The organism is Algoriphagus litoralis, assembly GCF_003259255.1.
GTDB classification, from domain to species: Bacteria; Bacteroidota; Bacteroidia; order Cytophagales; family Cyclobacteriaceae; genus Algoriphagus; species Algoriphagus litoralis.
On the sequence record NZ_QGOL01000007.1, the window covers coordinates 110,221 to 122,757 of the forward strand.

Sequence of the window (12,537 nt, forward strand, 5' to 3'; positions counted from 1 at the left end):
ACTCAACACATCCCCTAAAAAAAAGATTCGCCACAAAGATACAAAATAGATGATGAGGAAAATTGAACATATCGGAATAGCTGTCTCAGATTTAGAAAAGTCCAATGAACTCTTTGCTCGATTGCTGGGAAAAGAGCACTACAAAACCGAGTCTGTGGACGGTGAAGGGGTAGAAACCAGCTTTTTTCAGGTGGGCGAAACCAAGGTAGAATTACTTCAGGCGAGCCGGCCAGACAGTCCGATTGCGAAGTATTTGGAGCGAAAATCAGAGGGAGTCCACCACATCGCTTTTGATGTGGAAGATATCCATGCAGAAGTCAAAAGACTGAAAGAAGCCGGTTTTGAAATCCTGAATGAAACGCCAAAACAAGGTGCAGACAATAAAATTGTGGTATTTTTGCACCCGCGCAGCACGAATGGGGTGCTTGTGGAGTTGTGTCAAAATTCGGGTTGAAAGGTTTGAAAGTGCTAAAGTTGAAAGGTTTTTGAATTGGTAGATTGATCAAATAAGCATTCCATTTCCCAAAATGGATTTATGGCCCAACAATTAAAATTTGGCATTTAGTAAATCTGTTCGGAAGGATTTTTCGTTAAGCTTAACAATTTTTAGCAAACAACTAATCAAATGTCATTATGAAGATTCTAACCTTTTTTACTGCTATAATATGCTTTTGCTTGTGGTCGAATTTTACCCTAGCTCAAGAAAAAAAAGCCAACAGATTTGGTATACAAGCTTCCTTTGGCAATCCTTCCTATATCCAAAGTGATGCTGATGGTGCCCCATCCTATGATGGAAAGTTCTTTTTTGATATTGGTTTTCTATATTTAACTCCCCTATCGGAAAAATGGGAATTTGAAACAGGACTAATTTATTCAAGCAATAAGTTCAAAGTTACTCCGAACATTTCTCCCGGATTTCCAGAAGATCCTTACGATCTAAATTTCAATAATTGGCTGGTCTCTGCCAACTTCAGAAAATGGCTTCCTAATCGATTTTTTCTTCAAGCTGGGCCTAATTTATCACAGACTAGTCGTGATTCCTTCGGTTATTTCCGACTTGGGTTTTCATTAGGCTTAGGCAAGGAGTTTAAAATGGGAGAGAAGTATTCACTGTTAATTTCACCTACTCTAAATGCTAACCCATTTTTCCCGACAAATTGGAATGGTATAACCCAATTTGGAATTAGAAGTATCTTTGCATTTCCAACCAAGAAATAATAATGTCAGAAGTAAGAACAGAAATAAGTGAATTGGGTGAGTTTGGCCTAATTGATCATTTGAATTCTAGAGTAATAATCAAAAACTCAGGGACTGTCAAAGGTATCGGCGACGATGCGGCGGTTATTGAAGCCGGGGATCATGTGAAAGTGGTGACTACCGATCTTTTACTTGAAGGAGTACATTTCGACCTTTCTTATGCTCCATTGACCCATGTCGGATTCAAAGCGGTCGCTGTCAATATCTCCGATGTGGCTGCCATGAATGCCATTCCGAAGCAAATCACGGTGAGCATCGCATTATCCAATCGCTTTTCTGTAGAAGCAGTAGACGCTCTTTACGAAGGAATAAATGCCGCCTGCGAGCATTATGGCGTTGATCTCGTCGGCGGAGACACAACCGCCTCACGAGGTGGATTGGTAATCTCTGTCACTGCCATCGGTGAAGCACAAAAAGAGCAAATCACTTACCGAACAGGTGCCAAAGTCAATGATATCCTTTGTGTCACAGGTGATTTGGGTTCAGCCTTGGTGGGTTTACAGATCTTGGAGCGCGAAAAGCAGGTGTATTTGGCAAATCCTGACATGAAACCCAATCTTGAAAATTACACTGTCGTGACGGGACGCCAACTCAAACCCGACGCAAGAATGGACATCATTCATGAAATGCGGGAATTGGGCGTAGTGCCTACCAGCATGATGGATATTTCGGATGGCTTGGCCTCTGAGATTTTTCACATCTGTAAAGGGTCAGGCGTCGGTGCGACGATCTATGAAGACAAACTACCTATCGACAAGCAGACCTTCGACACGGCAGTGGAATTGAATTTGGACCCGATCACCTGCGTTTTGAATGGCGGGGAAGATTATGAGTTGCTTTTCACGATTGATCAAAAAGACTTTGCGAAGCTGGAAAAACATCCAGACATCCACTTCATCGGTCACATGACCAAGCCTGATGAGGGAAAATATCTGGTAACCAAAAGCGGAACCGCAGTGCAGCTAAAAGCTCAGGGTTGGAAGCATTTCTAGAAGCAAGAGGTTAGATTCAAGAAGCAAAATGGGCTGGAGGATGAACTCCAGCTTTTTTTATAAAAAAACAGAAAATCATCTAAATTGATGGGAGTAAAAATTTCAACTAAATTACTCTTGTTAATGAGATCAACTTTATTCAGTTACTTTTTTGGCATTTCACTTTTCTTGTTGCCCTATTACTCAGTTGCCTGTGTTTGTGCTTTTACAGGAGATTTTTCTATAGAAAAAATGAATGAGTATGACTATGTAGCTCTGGTAAAAGTCGGAAAACTGATTCCCCCTATTGAGAAAAAGGACGATGAATCAATTCAGCGGTATTTTGAGGCTGAAGTAACCGAGATAGATCGCTTCAAAGGTGGCCCAATCTCAAAACTCAAAGTTTTTGGCGGACATAGAAGCTTTAACTATCATACTTCATGTGATCTTGGAATTGATCCTGGCGAAGAATGGATCATTTTTGGGAAAAAGTTAAATGACGAAATAGAAATCAACTTTTGCTCTTTTACTCAGATCTAAAGAGACCAAGAAGGTCTAAGACAATGGCAATACGGGAGCGGAATCAAGGAGTTATTACTTTTAGATAGTGCTTTTAATACCAAATCCAGAAATTACCTTGAATTGGATAAGGATTCCATTTTTTATCAAAATGGAATCCTTGAGCGTGCTCAACAATTTAAAAATGAAAAAATTCATGGAAAAGTCACCTATTTCTATCCCGAAGGCAAGAACTTCGGCTATGTTTCCTACAAAAATGGGATTCAGGATGGCCCTTATCTTTGGGTGAACCCAAATGGCACCATTTCCTTGGAAGGTAAAAAGAGAATAGGAAAAGACTTCAAAAAACGAACATTCTACAATTTAAGTAGTCGAGGAAAAAGCGCTAGTATGATTTCCTTCTATGACAAAAAAGGGAATCTCAAAAAGTTTCTTGATTTTGGTGTTGGATTCAATGATCAAAAGACCTATTTGAGCGAAAGAACCAAATTTTATCCAAAAAAAGACCAAATAGTCACAGTCCATTACAATGAAAATGGCGACAAGGAGGAGAAATCCATCAGAGATTTCGCTGGTAATCAAATTGATTTAATCCGATTTGATAAAAAAGGCAAGCCCATTGATTGATTCAGTACTCTCCATAGACAATTGGTGTAGTTTAACCTTGATTGATTCATATTGAAATAAAGAAAAGCTATGAAAAACACACTTGAATACTAGAACTTCATCGGATCAGTTTCATTTTCGGCTGAGGATAAGGTTTTTCATGGAAAAATCGAAGTCATTGATGATTTGGTGACTTTTGAAGGTGGCACGGTAGCGGATTTGAAATATGCTTTCGAGGAAGCTGTGGAAGATTATATCGAGATTTGTAGTGAAATCATTCGACCTAGTCACTAAACCCGATTCTTCGAATCCATCACAATGGTCACTGGACCGTCATTGACCAAGCTGACTTTCATATCCGCTCCAAATTCCCCGGTGCCAATCGACTTGCCCAGTTCGGTTTCTAAAGCCGCAATCATTTTTTCGTAAAGGGGAATGGAAATATCGGGTTTCGCGGCTTTGATGTAAGAGGGACGATTGCCCTTTTTGGTACTGGCATGAAGGGTAAACTGTGAAATCAACAAGATCTCCCCTCCCACTTCGAGCACACTGCGATTCATCACGCCATTTTCGTCCGGGAAAATCCGGAGATTGACGATCTTCTTACTCAACCAATCGATGTCTTCCTGATTATCTGCTTCTTCGATTCCCAAGAGAATCATCAAACCCTGCCCAATTTGAGCTTTGACATTACCGTCGATTTTGACAGAAGACTCGGATACGCGCTGGATGACTACAATCATTGGCTTAGGTCTTGCATTTGGCCCGAGGGAACAATTTCAACAGGAGCAGCATAGCTCGAATTGGCTTTCTTTACCATGGCTTTGGCTACTTGGTAATCGTATATCGGACGGATATTTTTAGCGATTTTCAGCCAAACCAATGGCTTCATCAAAACTGAAGCTACCAACTCCCCCATTCGGAATTCACTTCGATTTCCGAGCAAAAGCGATGGTCTAAATAAGCCCAAGTACTCAAATTCCAAGGCTTTGAGATCAGCTTCAGTCTGACCTTTTACCTTATTGTAAAAAACCGAAGACTTAGCATCCGCACCCAGTGCAGAAACATATAGGAATCTGGAAGCACCAATCTTTTTTGCCCATCGGGCAAATCCTAGAACCAAATCATGATCGATTGCGAAGAATTTCTCTTTGGACCCGGCTACTTTGATCGTAGTGCCCAAGCTGGAAAAGGCGTGAATCGTAGCCTTTTTGTCGGTGACAGCATCAAGAAATGCATGGTATTCTCCTCCCAGAGACTGGGATTTGATCATTTCTTGCCAGTCCCAGGATTCAAGGTTGAAAAGATCTCCATCGATCTGAATCAGTTTGCCATGTTTCAGAGAAAGCTTCCTTCTGCCTACACTGAGCACGTAATCGTATGTATTGCCTTGCAAGAGCTGGTGAAGCAGCTGCATGCCGACAAGTCCTGAGGTACCCGAAATTAATGCGATGTTCATGGGGTCAAAGTTGACTGAATTAATGGGAAAAGCTCGGCTTCCAAGTCCTGATTTTTATTTCTTGCGTACCAAAGGTGAATTTCCTCAAGAAACTCCTTGTACGGTTTCCCTTGAGCATCAAGCTTGTATTCTTTGTGTCGATTGATGAGGTATTCCGGCTTTGGTCCCCAAGTAAATAGCTCCGCTTTCAAATCTTTGGTAAATGCCACCAGCTTGGGAATAGCACGCGCTCCATTGGTCAGGTATGCATCCATAACTGTAGGATTCTCATCGCGCATTAGGATTTTGAGGTCGATCAGCGGGTTTAGGTCAGCCAATTTTGCAAGGAAAGGAATGGATTGGGAACCATCGCCGCACCATGCCTCCGTGATTACCATCCAAACCTGTGGCTCTTCAATAGACCGAAGCAGAATTTCCATTCCAGTCGAAATCTTTGCGGTTTTGTCCCAGCGTCGCATCCGCTGCAGACACATCCAGGTATATTCTAGGTAGGCTTCACTTTGATTGGCTCCGGTAGTCCGGTTTTCCAGAACAAGTTGGGCAGTAAATTCTACAAATTGAGGGTAGGAAAACGCGTGGTCGAGTACCTTTTGGGTAACCGGGTGACTTAAAAACTCCATTTTTTGAACGATTTGAGGGAAAACAGTCAGATCTAAATCTGAGTTCGTTCCCATTCTAAAAATCGCTCCACTTCATCCCGTACTTTGGCGTAGACAGCCAAGACTACCGACAGATCATCAGCAAATCCAAAGAATCCCAAGAAATCAGGAATCAAATCAATCGGAGAAATAAAATAAACCAAAGACAGGACGATCAACCCGAGGGTGGTCATTTCCATTTTGTGGTCTCCCCTAAAATGCGCCTTGATCATTCGGATGAAAATCTGAACCGGAGCAGTCAGCTTTTGGACTTTGGGGTTATTAGCCAGAATGACCAGTTTTTGGCCGACATTCTTGAGAAGCTCGACTACTTTTTGCTCTTGACGAACAATCATATCGACCTGTTTGCCAAAGAGGTTTTTGGCTTTTTCTACGATTTCAGTTGTCTTGTTTGCAAATGTGGTCATTGGCTTGTGTTAGAAATGAAGTTGTATTTCGGATTTCACCTGACGGAGCGCATAGGTGATTGCGTCATTTTTTTGCTCCAGAGACTGTGCAAAAATAGCTTTTGCCAGATCCATGCCAGATGCGTCAGCATGTAAGGATTGACGGCTAAGGTTCAGAAGCGTGACCACATCCTCCACCGCTCGACGTACCGCTTCCCAAGTTTCCTCTGAGAAATAGACTTGTTGACTCAAATTGTGATTGAATTCCTCTCTGACTTCCGCCAAAAGCTGAGGATGAAGTTCAGCAGCAGTAAACTGATTCGGATTGGAGCGTCTCACCAAGTTATTAGGGGTGATTCTTTCCAGCAAAAGGCAAAGTCGCTCAGCCGCCTGAAGCCGAATGGGCAACACGACTTGAGTATTTTGTGTTTTGAGATCAATCAGTAGCTTTTCTCTTTCTTTAGAAAGAAAAGAGACCACCACCAAGTACATGCCGTAAAGGACTATTCCAGCTGGCAAAATGATTTTTAGCAAATCGAGTATGTAATCCATCGTTTTATTTTGTATTCGAATATCAGTAATTCTCTTGAGTCAAAAAACCGGCCGAATCGATAAATTTGGACCAAATTGCGAACCAAAACCAAGAAAATTTACTTTTCTCCGCATGCTGATTCCCATTTCCATCACTGAGAAAGCCGAGGCCGAAATCAAACACATCATGGCCACCAAGAATATCCCGAGCGACTATTTTTTGCGAGTCGGTGTCAAAGGCGGCGGTTGCGGAGGGATGTCTTACGCCTTGGGCTTTGATAGGCCAAAAGCTGAGGATCAGCAATTTGAGATCGATGGGATTCCTGTTTTGATCGAGAAAAAACACTTCATGTTCCTGATGGGAATGCAGATCGACTTTTTTGAGGGAGATGAAGCCCGTGGTTTTACTTTTATTAATCCTGACATTCCAAAGCGTCACGATTTGTAATTTTTGTACCTTAATAGCATCCAAAAATAAAGCTATGAAGACCTTATATCTTGTCTTGGCATTTTTGACAAGTAGTCAATTCTCTCCAGCCCAAGTCCGTCAACTCAAACCTGACCAATCTCCCGGAAAAGGAAAAGTGGAAGACCTCAGTTGGATGGTTGGGTATTGGTCGGGACCTGGTTTTGGTGGAGAATGCGAGGAAGTTTGGATGCCCGCTAAAGACGGTCACATGGTAGGTACCTTTCGTTTTTGGATGGATGGTGAGCTGGTTTTCTCAGAGTTTATGAATCTCGTACAGGAAGGAGAAAGCGTGTCCATGAAGCTGAAGCATTTCAATCCCGATCTTTCTGGCTGGGAAGAAAAAGAGGAATGGACGACGTTTCGCTTGATCGAATTAGGTGAAAACAAGGTTTGGTTTCACGGTCTAACCATAGAGCGAATTGGTGACGAAATGATCTACCAGTTGGCTTTGACTGAAAATGGTGTGGAAACGGTTGAGGAATTGAGGTTTACCAAGAAAGCTCTTTAATTATCATTCCTCAAACCCGGGTTTCACATTATCCCAAAACTCATCCAAGGCGATGATTCTTGGTTTTAGAAATCCTATGATTTCGGGCCAATCCGATTCCTCCATCACATTGACGCCCGGAAGTACTTTTTCGATTTTAGACACGGGCTGACCGACTTCATTTATTGCATGTAACTTCCAGTCCCATTCTTCCTCTAGTGTATTTTTCAGGAGATTTTTCAATTCCTTGAATTGCATAAAATACAACTCCTGAAGTTCTTCGTCTTTGTGCGCGATTTCGATTCCAATTGATGCAAAATTCGATTCAGCTTTCATTCTGAAATAAATATGCTTCACTCCTGTACGGTAGTTTGGCCAGTTGATTTTGCGGCCTTCAGCATTTGGAACAGGCTTCATGTATTGCCCAAAAGTAATCCAAAACTCAGCTCGAATTCTTGAAGCTTCTGATCGACTGTACATAAATTATCTTATGCAAAATCCTCTGGGAAACAAACCGTCACAGCAGAATACTGCACAATTCCGCCTAAAGCAGGATGATGTTTTTTCAAAGTAAGACGCACGGATTTCACTTTGGGATAAGCAACTAGAATATCGGAAACAATCCGGTGACCCAGATGCTCCAATAGCTTCACTTTCACATCCATCCGGGCTTTGATCAATTGATAAAGTTTTGCATAATCCACCGTATCCTTCAGGCTGTCATGTAGCATGGCTTCTTTGAAATCTGTCTCCAATTCGAGATCCAATGTAAAGCGATTGCCCAGAATGGATTCTTCGGGATAAGCCCCATGGTACGCGTGAAATTCAATCCCTTCCAGTGAAACTTTTCCCATCAGTCAAACTGGTCAAAAAATGATCCCGAGGACTTCTTGAGATCTTCAGGTTTTGAATCTTCCATTGCGGTTGAAGGAGCCTGCTGAACGGGTGCTTCTTTTTTCACCTCTTCTTCTTTGATTTCTTCTTCGGCGATCACCTCATCCTCCACTACAGGTAGGGATTCATTGATGATGGGTTCTTCTTCGTATGCGATGTCTTCTTCATCCTGTTCTTGCTCAATTTCTTTCACAGTAAGCTCTCCCTGCTCCTCCAGCTCATGAGTCATGGCCTCGACAGTTTCCAGCGTCTCTTCGTCCAAAGTCGCTGTAGACATATCTTCCTCAAACTGTTCTTCTGATTCTGCATCGGCAGGCACCTCCGCCTGCGTGGCCAAGACAGCAATGTTGGCAACAGAAAAATGGCTAGATCGACTTAATTCATCGATCGCTCGCTGATAGGCCTTACCATCAATTCGGAAAAAGTGTGCATCTGATAGGTCAATTTGATTCAGGGCATCCTGAGAAAGTCGTTTCAAACTTTTCACCAGCGCTTCCCGCTGCTCGAGTAGACCATCGTAGCTTCTCACTAAGCTCTGCATGCTCTCCCGGATTTCCTTGATGGTTTCCTTAGCTTTGGCTTCAGCTGCTGAAGTGATGATACGAGCTTGATCTTCCGCTTGCTTCTGAGCTTTTTGAAAGATTTGATTTGCTTCTTTGTTTACGTTTTCAGCGTATTTCTCCACCTCGTTCTTGGTGCTTTCGGCATATTGATTTGCACCAGAAATAGTCTTTTCGGCATATTGATTTGCCCGAAGGGTAGTCTCTTCTGCCTGAGCATTGGCTTCAGCGATGATCTGATCGGCTGCTTCGGTCGCCTCGGTGATGATACTTGCCCCGGTATCTTCAGCAGTTTTCAAAGTTCTGAATAAGGAATCTTCTACGTCTTTGAGCCGCTTGGCCTCGGATTCCACCTGCTGAAGCTTACTTCGCAGCTCCAGATTTTCTTGGTTGATCTGCTCCATAGCCACGCTCATTTCTTCCAGAAACATGGATACTTCCTTCTTTTCGTAGCCTCTAAATGCTGTCTCGAAGGCTTTTTGCCTAATGGCTGTTGGTGAAATCTTCATAAACTTTCTTCTTCAATTTGCCAAATGGAAATAGTGCGATCATCTGATATAGAGATGACCTGTCCGGAATAAGTACTCCAGAGCACTTTATTGATCGAGGTGCCATGGCCGGCATTTCGAGCTTTGTCGATGACCTTCATTAGTTTATAGCTCGCTGCATCCCATACCTTGATGGACTTGTCCATGGAGCAGGTAACTAGGTACTTCCCGTCTTCTTTGAAAGATAAAAAATTAATGGCATACATGTGTGCCACGATATTTTCTACCAGGGTGTAGGTTTCAGATTCCCAGAATTTCATGTGGGCATCCCTACCCGCTGAGACCAGATTTTTTTCATCTGGAGAAAAATTCAGGGCAAAAACGGAATTGGTATGGCCAGTCAGGTTTGCAATCGGCTGAAAGTTATCCGCCAAATCAAGGATTTTGATGGAATGATCACTCAATCCGATTGCCAAATGCCTTTTTTCAGGAGCAATTGACATGACGCGGATACTTTTAGAACTGAGCTTGATATGTTTTTTGACACTTCTCGCATCGATATCCACAATCACAAGAACTCCATCACCCGTCCCGACTAAAATTTCATTACAAAAGACCTTGATATCAAAAATAGCTTGATCGGTCAGTTTTAGATTCCAGATCTCCTTGTTCTCATTGAGGTCGATTACATGGATTCCTTCAAAATTATGTCCGATGATGAGCAGATTTCGTTCCCGGTCCACAGTCAGCGCGTATACCGAATGAGGCAATTTCGCGATCAGCTTTCCATCTTTGGGAGCATCGAGATCCCACTCTACTACCATCCCATCTCCGGCTCCGGTATAAAAAAATCGGGGATCACTCCCTTCGGTCAGTGCATAGATGCAGTCGTTGTGACCAGTCAGGGTATGTAATTTATTAACTTGGATTTTTGACATATATTGGACGATCACTCAGCGGCGCCCTTTTGGCCTATGCAAACAAAAATAGAAAAAATTGATTCTTCATCGGCCCTAGCGATAAAGATTATCGAGCCACAGGAAGATCAATCACTGGATTTCTTGAGTTTTCGAGAAAAACTTTCTTTTGCCAATATTTCTCACCCGGAAAAAAAGAAAGAGTGGGCCACTGCCCGATTGGCTATCTACGATGCGTTAAAAGCCCTTGAAGTCCCCTATCCGGGCTTTTTCAAAGATGAGCATGGCAAATCTCAATCCATGAACGGGCAGGGCTTTGTCTCGCTGACGCATACGCCCGGATTTGCTGCTGCTATTTTCCACCGGGAACAGCCAGTAGGTATCGACATGGATTTGATCCGTGAAAAAATTCTGAAAATTGGTTTTAGGTTTTTGGATCCGTTTGAGTTGGATTTTTTGGAAAAAGATCCCCTTCACTACACCATGGCTTGGTCGGCCAAGGAATCCATATTCAAATGCCAGGGAAAAAGAGGCGTATCCTTTCGGGATAATATTCTTCTAGAACCCTTTGATATCCAAACCAACAAAATCAAAGGAAAAATAAGAGGAACGGACTTTGCAGACCACCATTACACTGTAGATGTGCGCAGATTGGACAATGTAGTTTTGACCTACACCATTTGGTGAAAAATGAAATCAAGAATGCTCCAAGTCGACTTTCAACCCTAAGAATAGCTAAGCTCAGAGGATTCTTCCGAATCAAATCTGGGACAGGCATTGTGGTCCTTACCAATCAAATTTGAACCCCATGAAACCGAGCATGACTAAAAAGTCACAAATTGGCAAGATTTTAACCGCCGCGAACTTCCGTGGGGCTGTAAAAGTCAACTTATAATCCTATGAAAAAAACCACAATCCTACTTTCACTTTGTTTGGGTTTGATCTGGAGTGCTGCTGCGCAAAATCTCAATGAGCTAAGTACCATTGATGCTGTCACCGGTAAGACGATGAGCCTGGGCGCCATGTCCAGTGGAAAAGGTTTTGTCCTGATTTTTCACAGCTTGAATTGCCCATTTGCAAAACTTTATGAAAGCCGGATCAAGGCTATCAAAAGTACTTTTCAAAATCAGGGAATTGGATTTGCACTGATCAATGCGGAGGTAGGAACTTCCGAAGCGGAGCAAACTCCGCTTCGCAATTATATTGATCAAAGTGGCTTAAACATGTCCTACCTGATCGATACAGGACAGGCTTGGACCAAAATATTCGGGATCACGAAAGTCCCCGAGGTAATCGTCCTTACTCCCGGTCAAAACGGCCTGGAAATCTCCTATCGAGGTGCTATCGACAACAATCCACAAGCCGAATCTGCTGTCAGCGAGCGGCATCTTGAGCGGGCACTGAATCAAATCCTCCGAGGGGAAGGCACCACACCTTCACAGGTTCGACCTGTAGGCTGTAACGTCCGAACTTATTGATTTTCCAGAATTGCGATCATTTCTTTGACCTCCTCTACTTTATTTGCTTCGCCTAATTTTTCAAAGGCATTTCCGAGATTTCGCAGCGATCTAAGAATAATATCCAAATGTGCACAGGGTTCGAAAAAATAATCCTGAGGTTCAATTTTGAGATGCTCGAGGTAATTGAAAATGTCTTGTCGACTGAAAGTCAATCCTTTATTAAAGGCATTGATGTAAAAGGTGATGTCTGAAGATTTGTATGTCAGGACAAAAAGGTTGGGAAGGTTGACCCCATAGATGGGTAAACCCAGCTTTTTTGCCACCAAAAGATAAATCGAGCAGAGACTGATCGGATTGCCTTTTTTTGAATCCAAAACAGATGAAAGCATGCTATTCGCTGGGGAGTGAAAATTTTTGGTATTAGCGGAAAACCTCAGCGTATTGAACAACACATTGTTGATAATTCGGACTTGGTCGTAGGGCTGCAAGTCATTTTTGAATGAAGTCCAGACTTCGAAATAGATTTGATGCATCTCTGCATTCAATTTCTCAAACTCCAAATCGGGATACTGATAGGTATTCAGGATCCAAAGACCTGTGAGCAAATCGCGATCCTCTGTGTCTCGCCATTCTGCAAACCTGCTTTTAACCAGCGAAAATTGTAAATCATGAACCAGTTCCTCGATTTCCCTCTGGACTTCCGGATTGAAGCTGGTTTCCCATTTTTGTTCCAAAAATGGAATAATCTCTGCCCCTAGCGAGGTGATTCGATTCTTGACGTGGTTTTTTACTTCCAAGTCTGGATCATCCAACAATGAAACCAATGCATCCAATTGGGCTGGTGTCAATTCACTCATGCTATTTTCTTTTGACT

At 42.6% G+C, this 12,537-nt stretch carries 19 protein-coding genes; 9 read left to right on the forward strand and 10 right to left on the reverse strand.

Translation table 11 applies throughout. The annotated features are described in order from the left end of the window. Positions 1-52: 52 nt before the first annotated feature. The 5 genes from mce (at position 53) to DK188_RS08135 (ending at position 3,374) form a co-directional block, all read left to right on the forward strand. A complete protein-coding gene (gene mce, locus DK188_RS08115; RefSeq protein ID WP_111670322.1) occupies positions 53-454 on the forward strand; it encodes a methylmalonyl-CoA epimerase in 402 nt (133 codons plus the stop codon). Positions 455-633: 179 nt separating this feature from the next. Beyond that, positions 634-1,218, forward strand: coding sequence for a hypothetical protein (locus DK188_RS08120; protein ID WP_157963195.1), 585 nt, complete (start codon positions 634-636; stop codon positions 1,216-1,218). Positions 1,219-1,220: 2 nt separating this feature from the next. Beyond that, on the forward strand, positions 1,221-2,249 hold the full coding sequence (gene thiL / locus DK188_RS08125; protein ID WP_111670324.1) for a thiamine-phosphate kinase: 1,029 nt from the start codon (positions 1,221-1,223) through the stop codon (positions 2,247-2,249). A gap of 87 nt (positions 2,250-2,336) precedes the next feature. Next, a complete protein-coding gene (locus DK188_RS08130; protein WP_157963196.1) occupies positions 2,337-2,768 on the forward strand; it encodes a hypothetical protein in 432 nt (143 codons plus the stop codon). Positions 2,769-2,870: 102 nt separating this feature from the next. Continuing rightward, a complete protein-coding gene (locus DK188_RS08135) occupies positions 2,871-3,374 on the forward strand; it encodes a toxin-antitoxin system YwqK family antitoxin (protein ID WP_111670326.1) in 504 nt (167 codons plus the stop codon). 269 nt (positions 3,375-3,643) lie between these two features. On the opposite strand, the gene dtd is transcribed toward DK188_RS08135, so the two are convergent. From dtd to DK188_RS08160, 5 genes are read right to left on the reverse strand one after another with little or no spacing between them, the layout of a single operon-like run. Beyond that, a complete protein-coding gene (dtd, locus tag DK188_RS08140; RefSeq protein WP_111670327.1) occupies positions 3,644-4,096 on the reverse strand; it encodes a D-aminoacyl-tRNA deacylase in 453 nt (150 codons plus the stop codon). Further along, positions 4,093-4,812, reverse strand: a complete 720-nt coding sequence (locus DK188_RS08145) for a Rossmann-fold NAD(P)-binding domain-containing protein (RefSeq protein ID WP_111670328.1) — start codon at positions 4,810-4,812, stop codon at positions 4,093-4,095. The genes dtd and DK188_RS08145 overlap by 4 nt, the downstream gene beginning before the upstream one ends. Next, positions 4,809-5,432, reverse strand: a complete 624-nt coding sequence (locus DK188_RS08150; protein WP_111670607.1) for a thioredoxin family protein — start codon at positions 5,430-5,432, stop codon at positions 4,809-4,811. The genes DK188_RS08145 and DK188_RS08150 overlap by 4 nt, the downstream gene beginning before the upstream one ends. Positions 5,433-5,464: 32 nt before the next feature. Next, entirely contained in the window at positions 5,465-5,878 is a 414-nt protein-coding gene (locus DK188_RS08155) for a YkvA family protein (RefSeq protein ID WP_111670329.1), read from the reverse strand. 9 nt (positions 5,879-5,887) lie between these two features. After that, complete coding sequence (locus DK188_RS08160; RefSeq protein ID WP_111670330.1) at positions 5,888-6,409, reverse strand: DUF7935 family protein; 522 nt, start codon at positions 6,407-6,409, stop codon at positions 5,888-5,890. Between the two features lie 112 nt (positions 6,410-6,521). Between DK188_RS08160 and DK188_RS08165 the strand changes: the two genes are divergently transcribed. Both DK188_RS08165 and DK188_RS08170 read left to right on the forward strand, forming a co-directional pair. Further along, positions 6,522-6,836 carry a HesB/IscA family protein gene (locus DK188_RS08165; protein ID WP_111670608.1) on the forward strand — a complete coding sequence of 105 codons (315 nt, stop codon included), beginning with the start codon at positions 6,522-6,524 and terminating at the stop codon, positions 6,834-6,836. Between the two features lie 34 nt (positions 6,837-6,870). After that, complete coding sequence (locus DK188_RS08170) at positions 6,871-7,365, forward strand: DUF6265 family protein (protein ID WP_111670331.1); 495 nt, start codon at positions 6,871-6,873, stop codon at positions 7,363-7,365. A gap of 3 nt (positions 7,366-7,368) precedes the next feature. On the opposite strand, the gene DK188_RS08175 is transcribed toward DK188_RS08170, so the two are convergent. From DK188_RS08175 to DK188_RS08190, 4 genes are read right to left on the reverse strand one after another with little or no spacing between them, the layout of a single operon-like run. Beyond that, the gene (locus tag DK188_RS08175; RefSeq protein ID WP_111670332.1) at positions 7,369-7,824 is read right to left on the reverse strand and encodes a DUF4268 domain-containing protein; all 456 of its coding nucleotides are present in this window, start codon (positions 7,822-7,824) and stop codon (positions 7,369-7,371) included. Between the two features lie 8 nt (positions 7,825-7,832). Beyond that, positions 7,833-8,198, reverse strand: a complete 366-nt coding sequence (gene folB / locus DK188_RS08180) for a dihydroneopterin aldolase (protein WP_103922960.1) — start codon at positions 8,196-8,198, stop codon at positions 7,833-7,835. Next, complete coding sequence (locus DK188_RS08185) at positions 8,198-9,307, reverse strand: DivIVA domain-containing protein (protein ID WP_111670333.1); 1,110 nt, start codon at positions 9,305-9,307, stop codon at positions 8,198-8,200. Before DK188_RS08185 ends, folB begins: the two co-directional genes overlap by 1 nt. Next, the gene (locus DK188_RS08190; protein ID WP_111670609.1) at positions 9,304-10,224 is read right to left on the reverse strand and encodes a WD40 repeat domain-containing protein; all 921 of its coding nucleotides are present in this window, start codon (positions 10,222-10,224) and stop codon (positions 9,304-9,306) included. Before DK188_RS08190 ends, DK188_RS08185 begins: the two co-directional genes overlap by 4 nt. Before the next feature lie 36 nt (positions 10,225-10,260). Between DK188_RS08190 and DK188_RS08195 the strand changes: the two genes are divergently transcribed. Further along, entirely contained in the window at positions 10,261-10,890 is a 630-nt protein-coding gene (locus DK188_RS08195; protein ID WP_111670334.1) for a 4'-phosphopantetheinyl transferase family protein, read from the forward strand. A gap of 212 nt (positions 10,891-11,102) precedes the next feature. Further along, complete coding sequence (locus DK188_RS08200) at positions 11,103-11,681, forward strand: thioredoxin domain-containing protein (RefSeq protein ID WP_111670335.1); 579 nt, start codon at positions 11,103-11,105, stop codon at positions 11,679-11,681. On the opposite strand, the gene DK188_RS08205 is transcribed toward DK188_RS08200, so the two are convergent. Then, positions 11,675-12,520, reverse strand: a complete 846-nt coding sequence (locus DK188_RS08205) for a transglutaminase family protein (protein ID WP_111670336.1) — start codon at positions 12,518-12,520, stop codon at positions 11,675-11,677. The genes DK188_RS08200 and DK188_RS08205 overlap by 7 nt on opposite strands. Between the last annotated feature and the right edge of the window lie 17 nt (positions 12,521-12,537).

Excerpts from the sequence above, each read along its gene's own strand:
- mce (WP_111670322.1), top strand. The coding sequence starts at position 53 with ATGAGGAAAATTGAACATATCGGAATAGCTGTCTCAGATTTAGAAAAG.
- DK188_RS08120 (WP_157963195.1), top strand. The coding sequence starts at position 634 with ATGAAGATTCTAACCTTTTTTACTGCTATAATATGCTTTTGCTTGTGG.
- thiL (WP_111670324.1), top strand. The coding sequence starts at position 1,221 with ATGTCAGAAGTAAGAACAGAAATAAGTGAATTGGGTGAGTTTGGCCTA.
- DK188_RS08130 (WP_157963196.1), top strand. The coding sequence starts at position 2,337 with ATGGGAGTAAAAATTTCAACTAAATTACTCTTGTTAATGAGATCAACT.
- dtd (WP_111670327.1), bottom strand. The coding sequence starts at position 4,096 with ATGATTGTAGTCATCCAGCGCGTATCCGAGTCTTCTGTCAAAATCGAC.
- DK188_RS08145 (WP_111670328.1), bottom strand. The coding sequence starts at position 4,812 with ATGAACATCGCATTAATTTCGGGTACCTCAGGACTTGTCGGCATGCAG.
- DK188_RS08150 (WP_111670607.1), bottom strand. The coding sequence starts at position 5,432 with ATGGAGTTTTTAAGTCACCCGGTTACCCAAAAGGTACTCGACCACGCG.
- DK188_RS08155 (WP_111670329.1), bottom strand. The coding sequence starts at position 5,878 with ATGACCACATTTGCAAACAAGACAACTGAAATCGTAGAAAAAGCCAAA.
- DK188_RS08160 (WP_111670330.1), bottom strand. The coding sequence starts at position 6,409 with ATGGATTACATACTCGATTTGCTAAAAATCATTTTGCCAGCTGGAATA.
- DK188_RS08165 (WP_111670608.1), top strand. The coding sequence starts at position 6,522 with ATGCTGATTCCCATTTCCATCACTGAGAAAGCCGAGGCCGAAATCAAA.
- DK188_RS08170 (WP_111670331.1), top strand. The coding sequence starts at position 6,871 with ATGAAGACCTTATATCTTGTCTTGGCATTTTTGACAAGTAGTCAATTC.
- DK188_RS08175 (WP_111670332.1), bottom strand. The coding sequence starts at position 7,824 with ATGTACAGTCGATCAGAAGCTTCAAGAATTCGAGCTGAGTTTTGGATT.
- folB (WP_103922960.1), bottom strand. The coding sequence starts at position 8,198 with ATGGGAAAAGTTTCACTGGAAGGGATTGAATTTCACGCGTACCATGGG.
- DK188_RS08185 (WP_111670333.1), bottom strand. The coding sequence starts at position 9,307 with ATGAAGATTTCACCAACAGCCATTAGGCAAAAAGCCTTCGAGACAGCA.
- DK188_RS08190 (WP_111670609.1), bottom strand. The coding sequence starts at position 10,224 with ATGTCAAAAATCCAAGTTAATAAATTACATACCCTGACTGGTCACAAC.
- DK188_RS08195 (WP_111670334.1), top strand. The coding sequence starts at position 10,261 with ATGCAAACAAAAATAGAAAAAATTGATTCTTCATCGGCCCTAGCGATA.
- DK188_RS08200 (WP_111670335.1), top strand. The coding sequence starts at position 11,103 with ATGAAAAAAACCACAATCCTACTTTCACTTTGTTTGGGTTTGATCTGG.
- DK188_RS08205 (WP_111670336.1), bottom strand. The coding sequence starts at position 12,520 with ATGAGTGAATTGACACCAGCCCAATTGGATGCATTGGTTTCATTGTTG.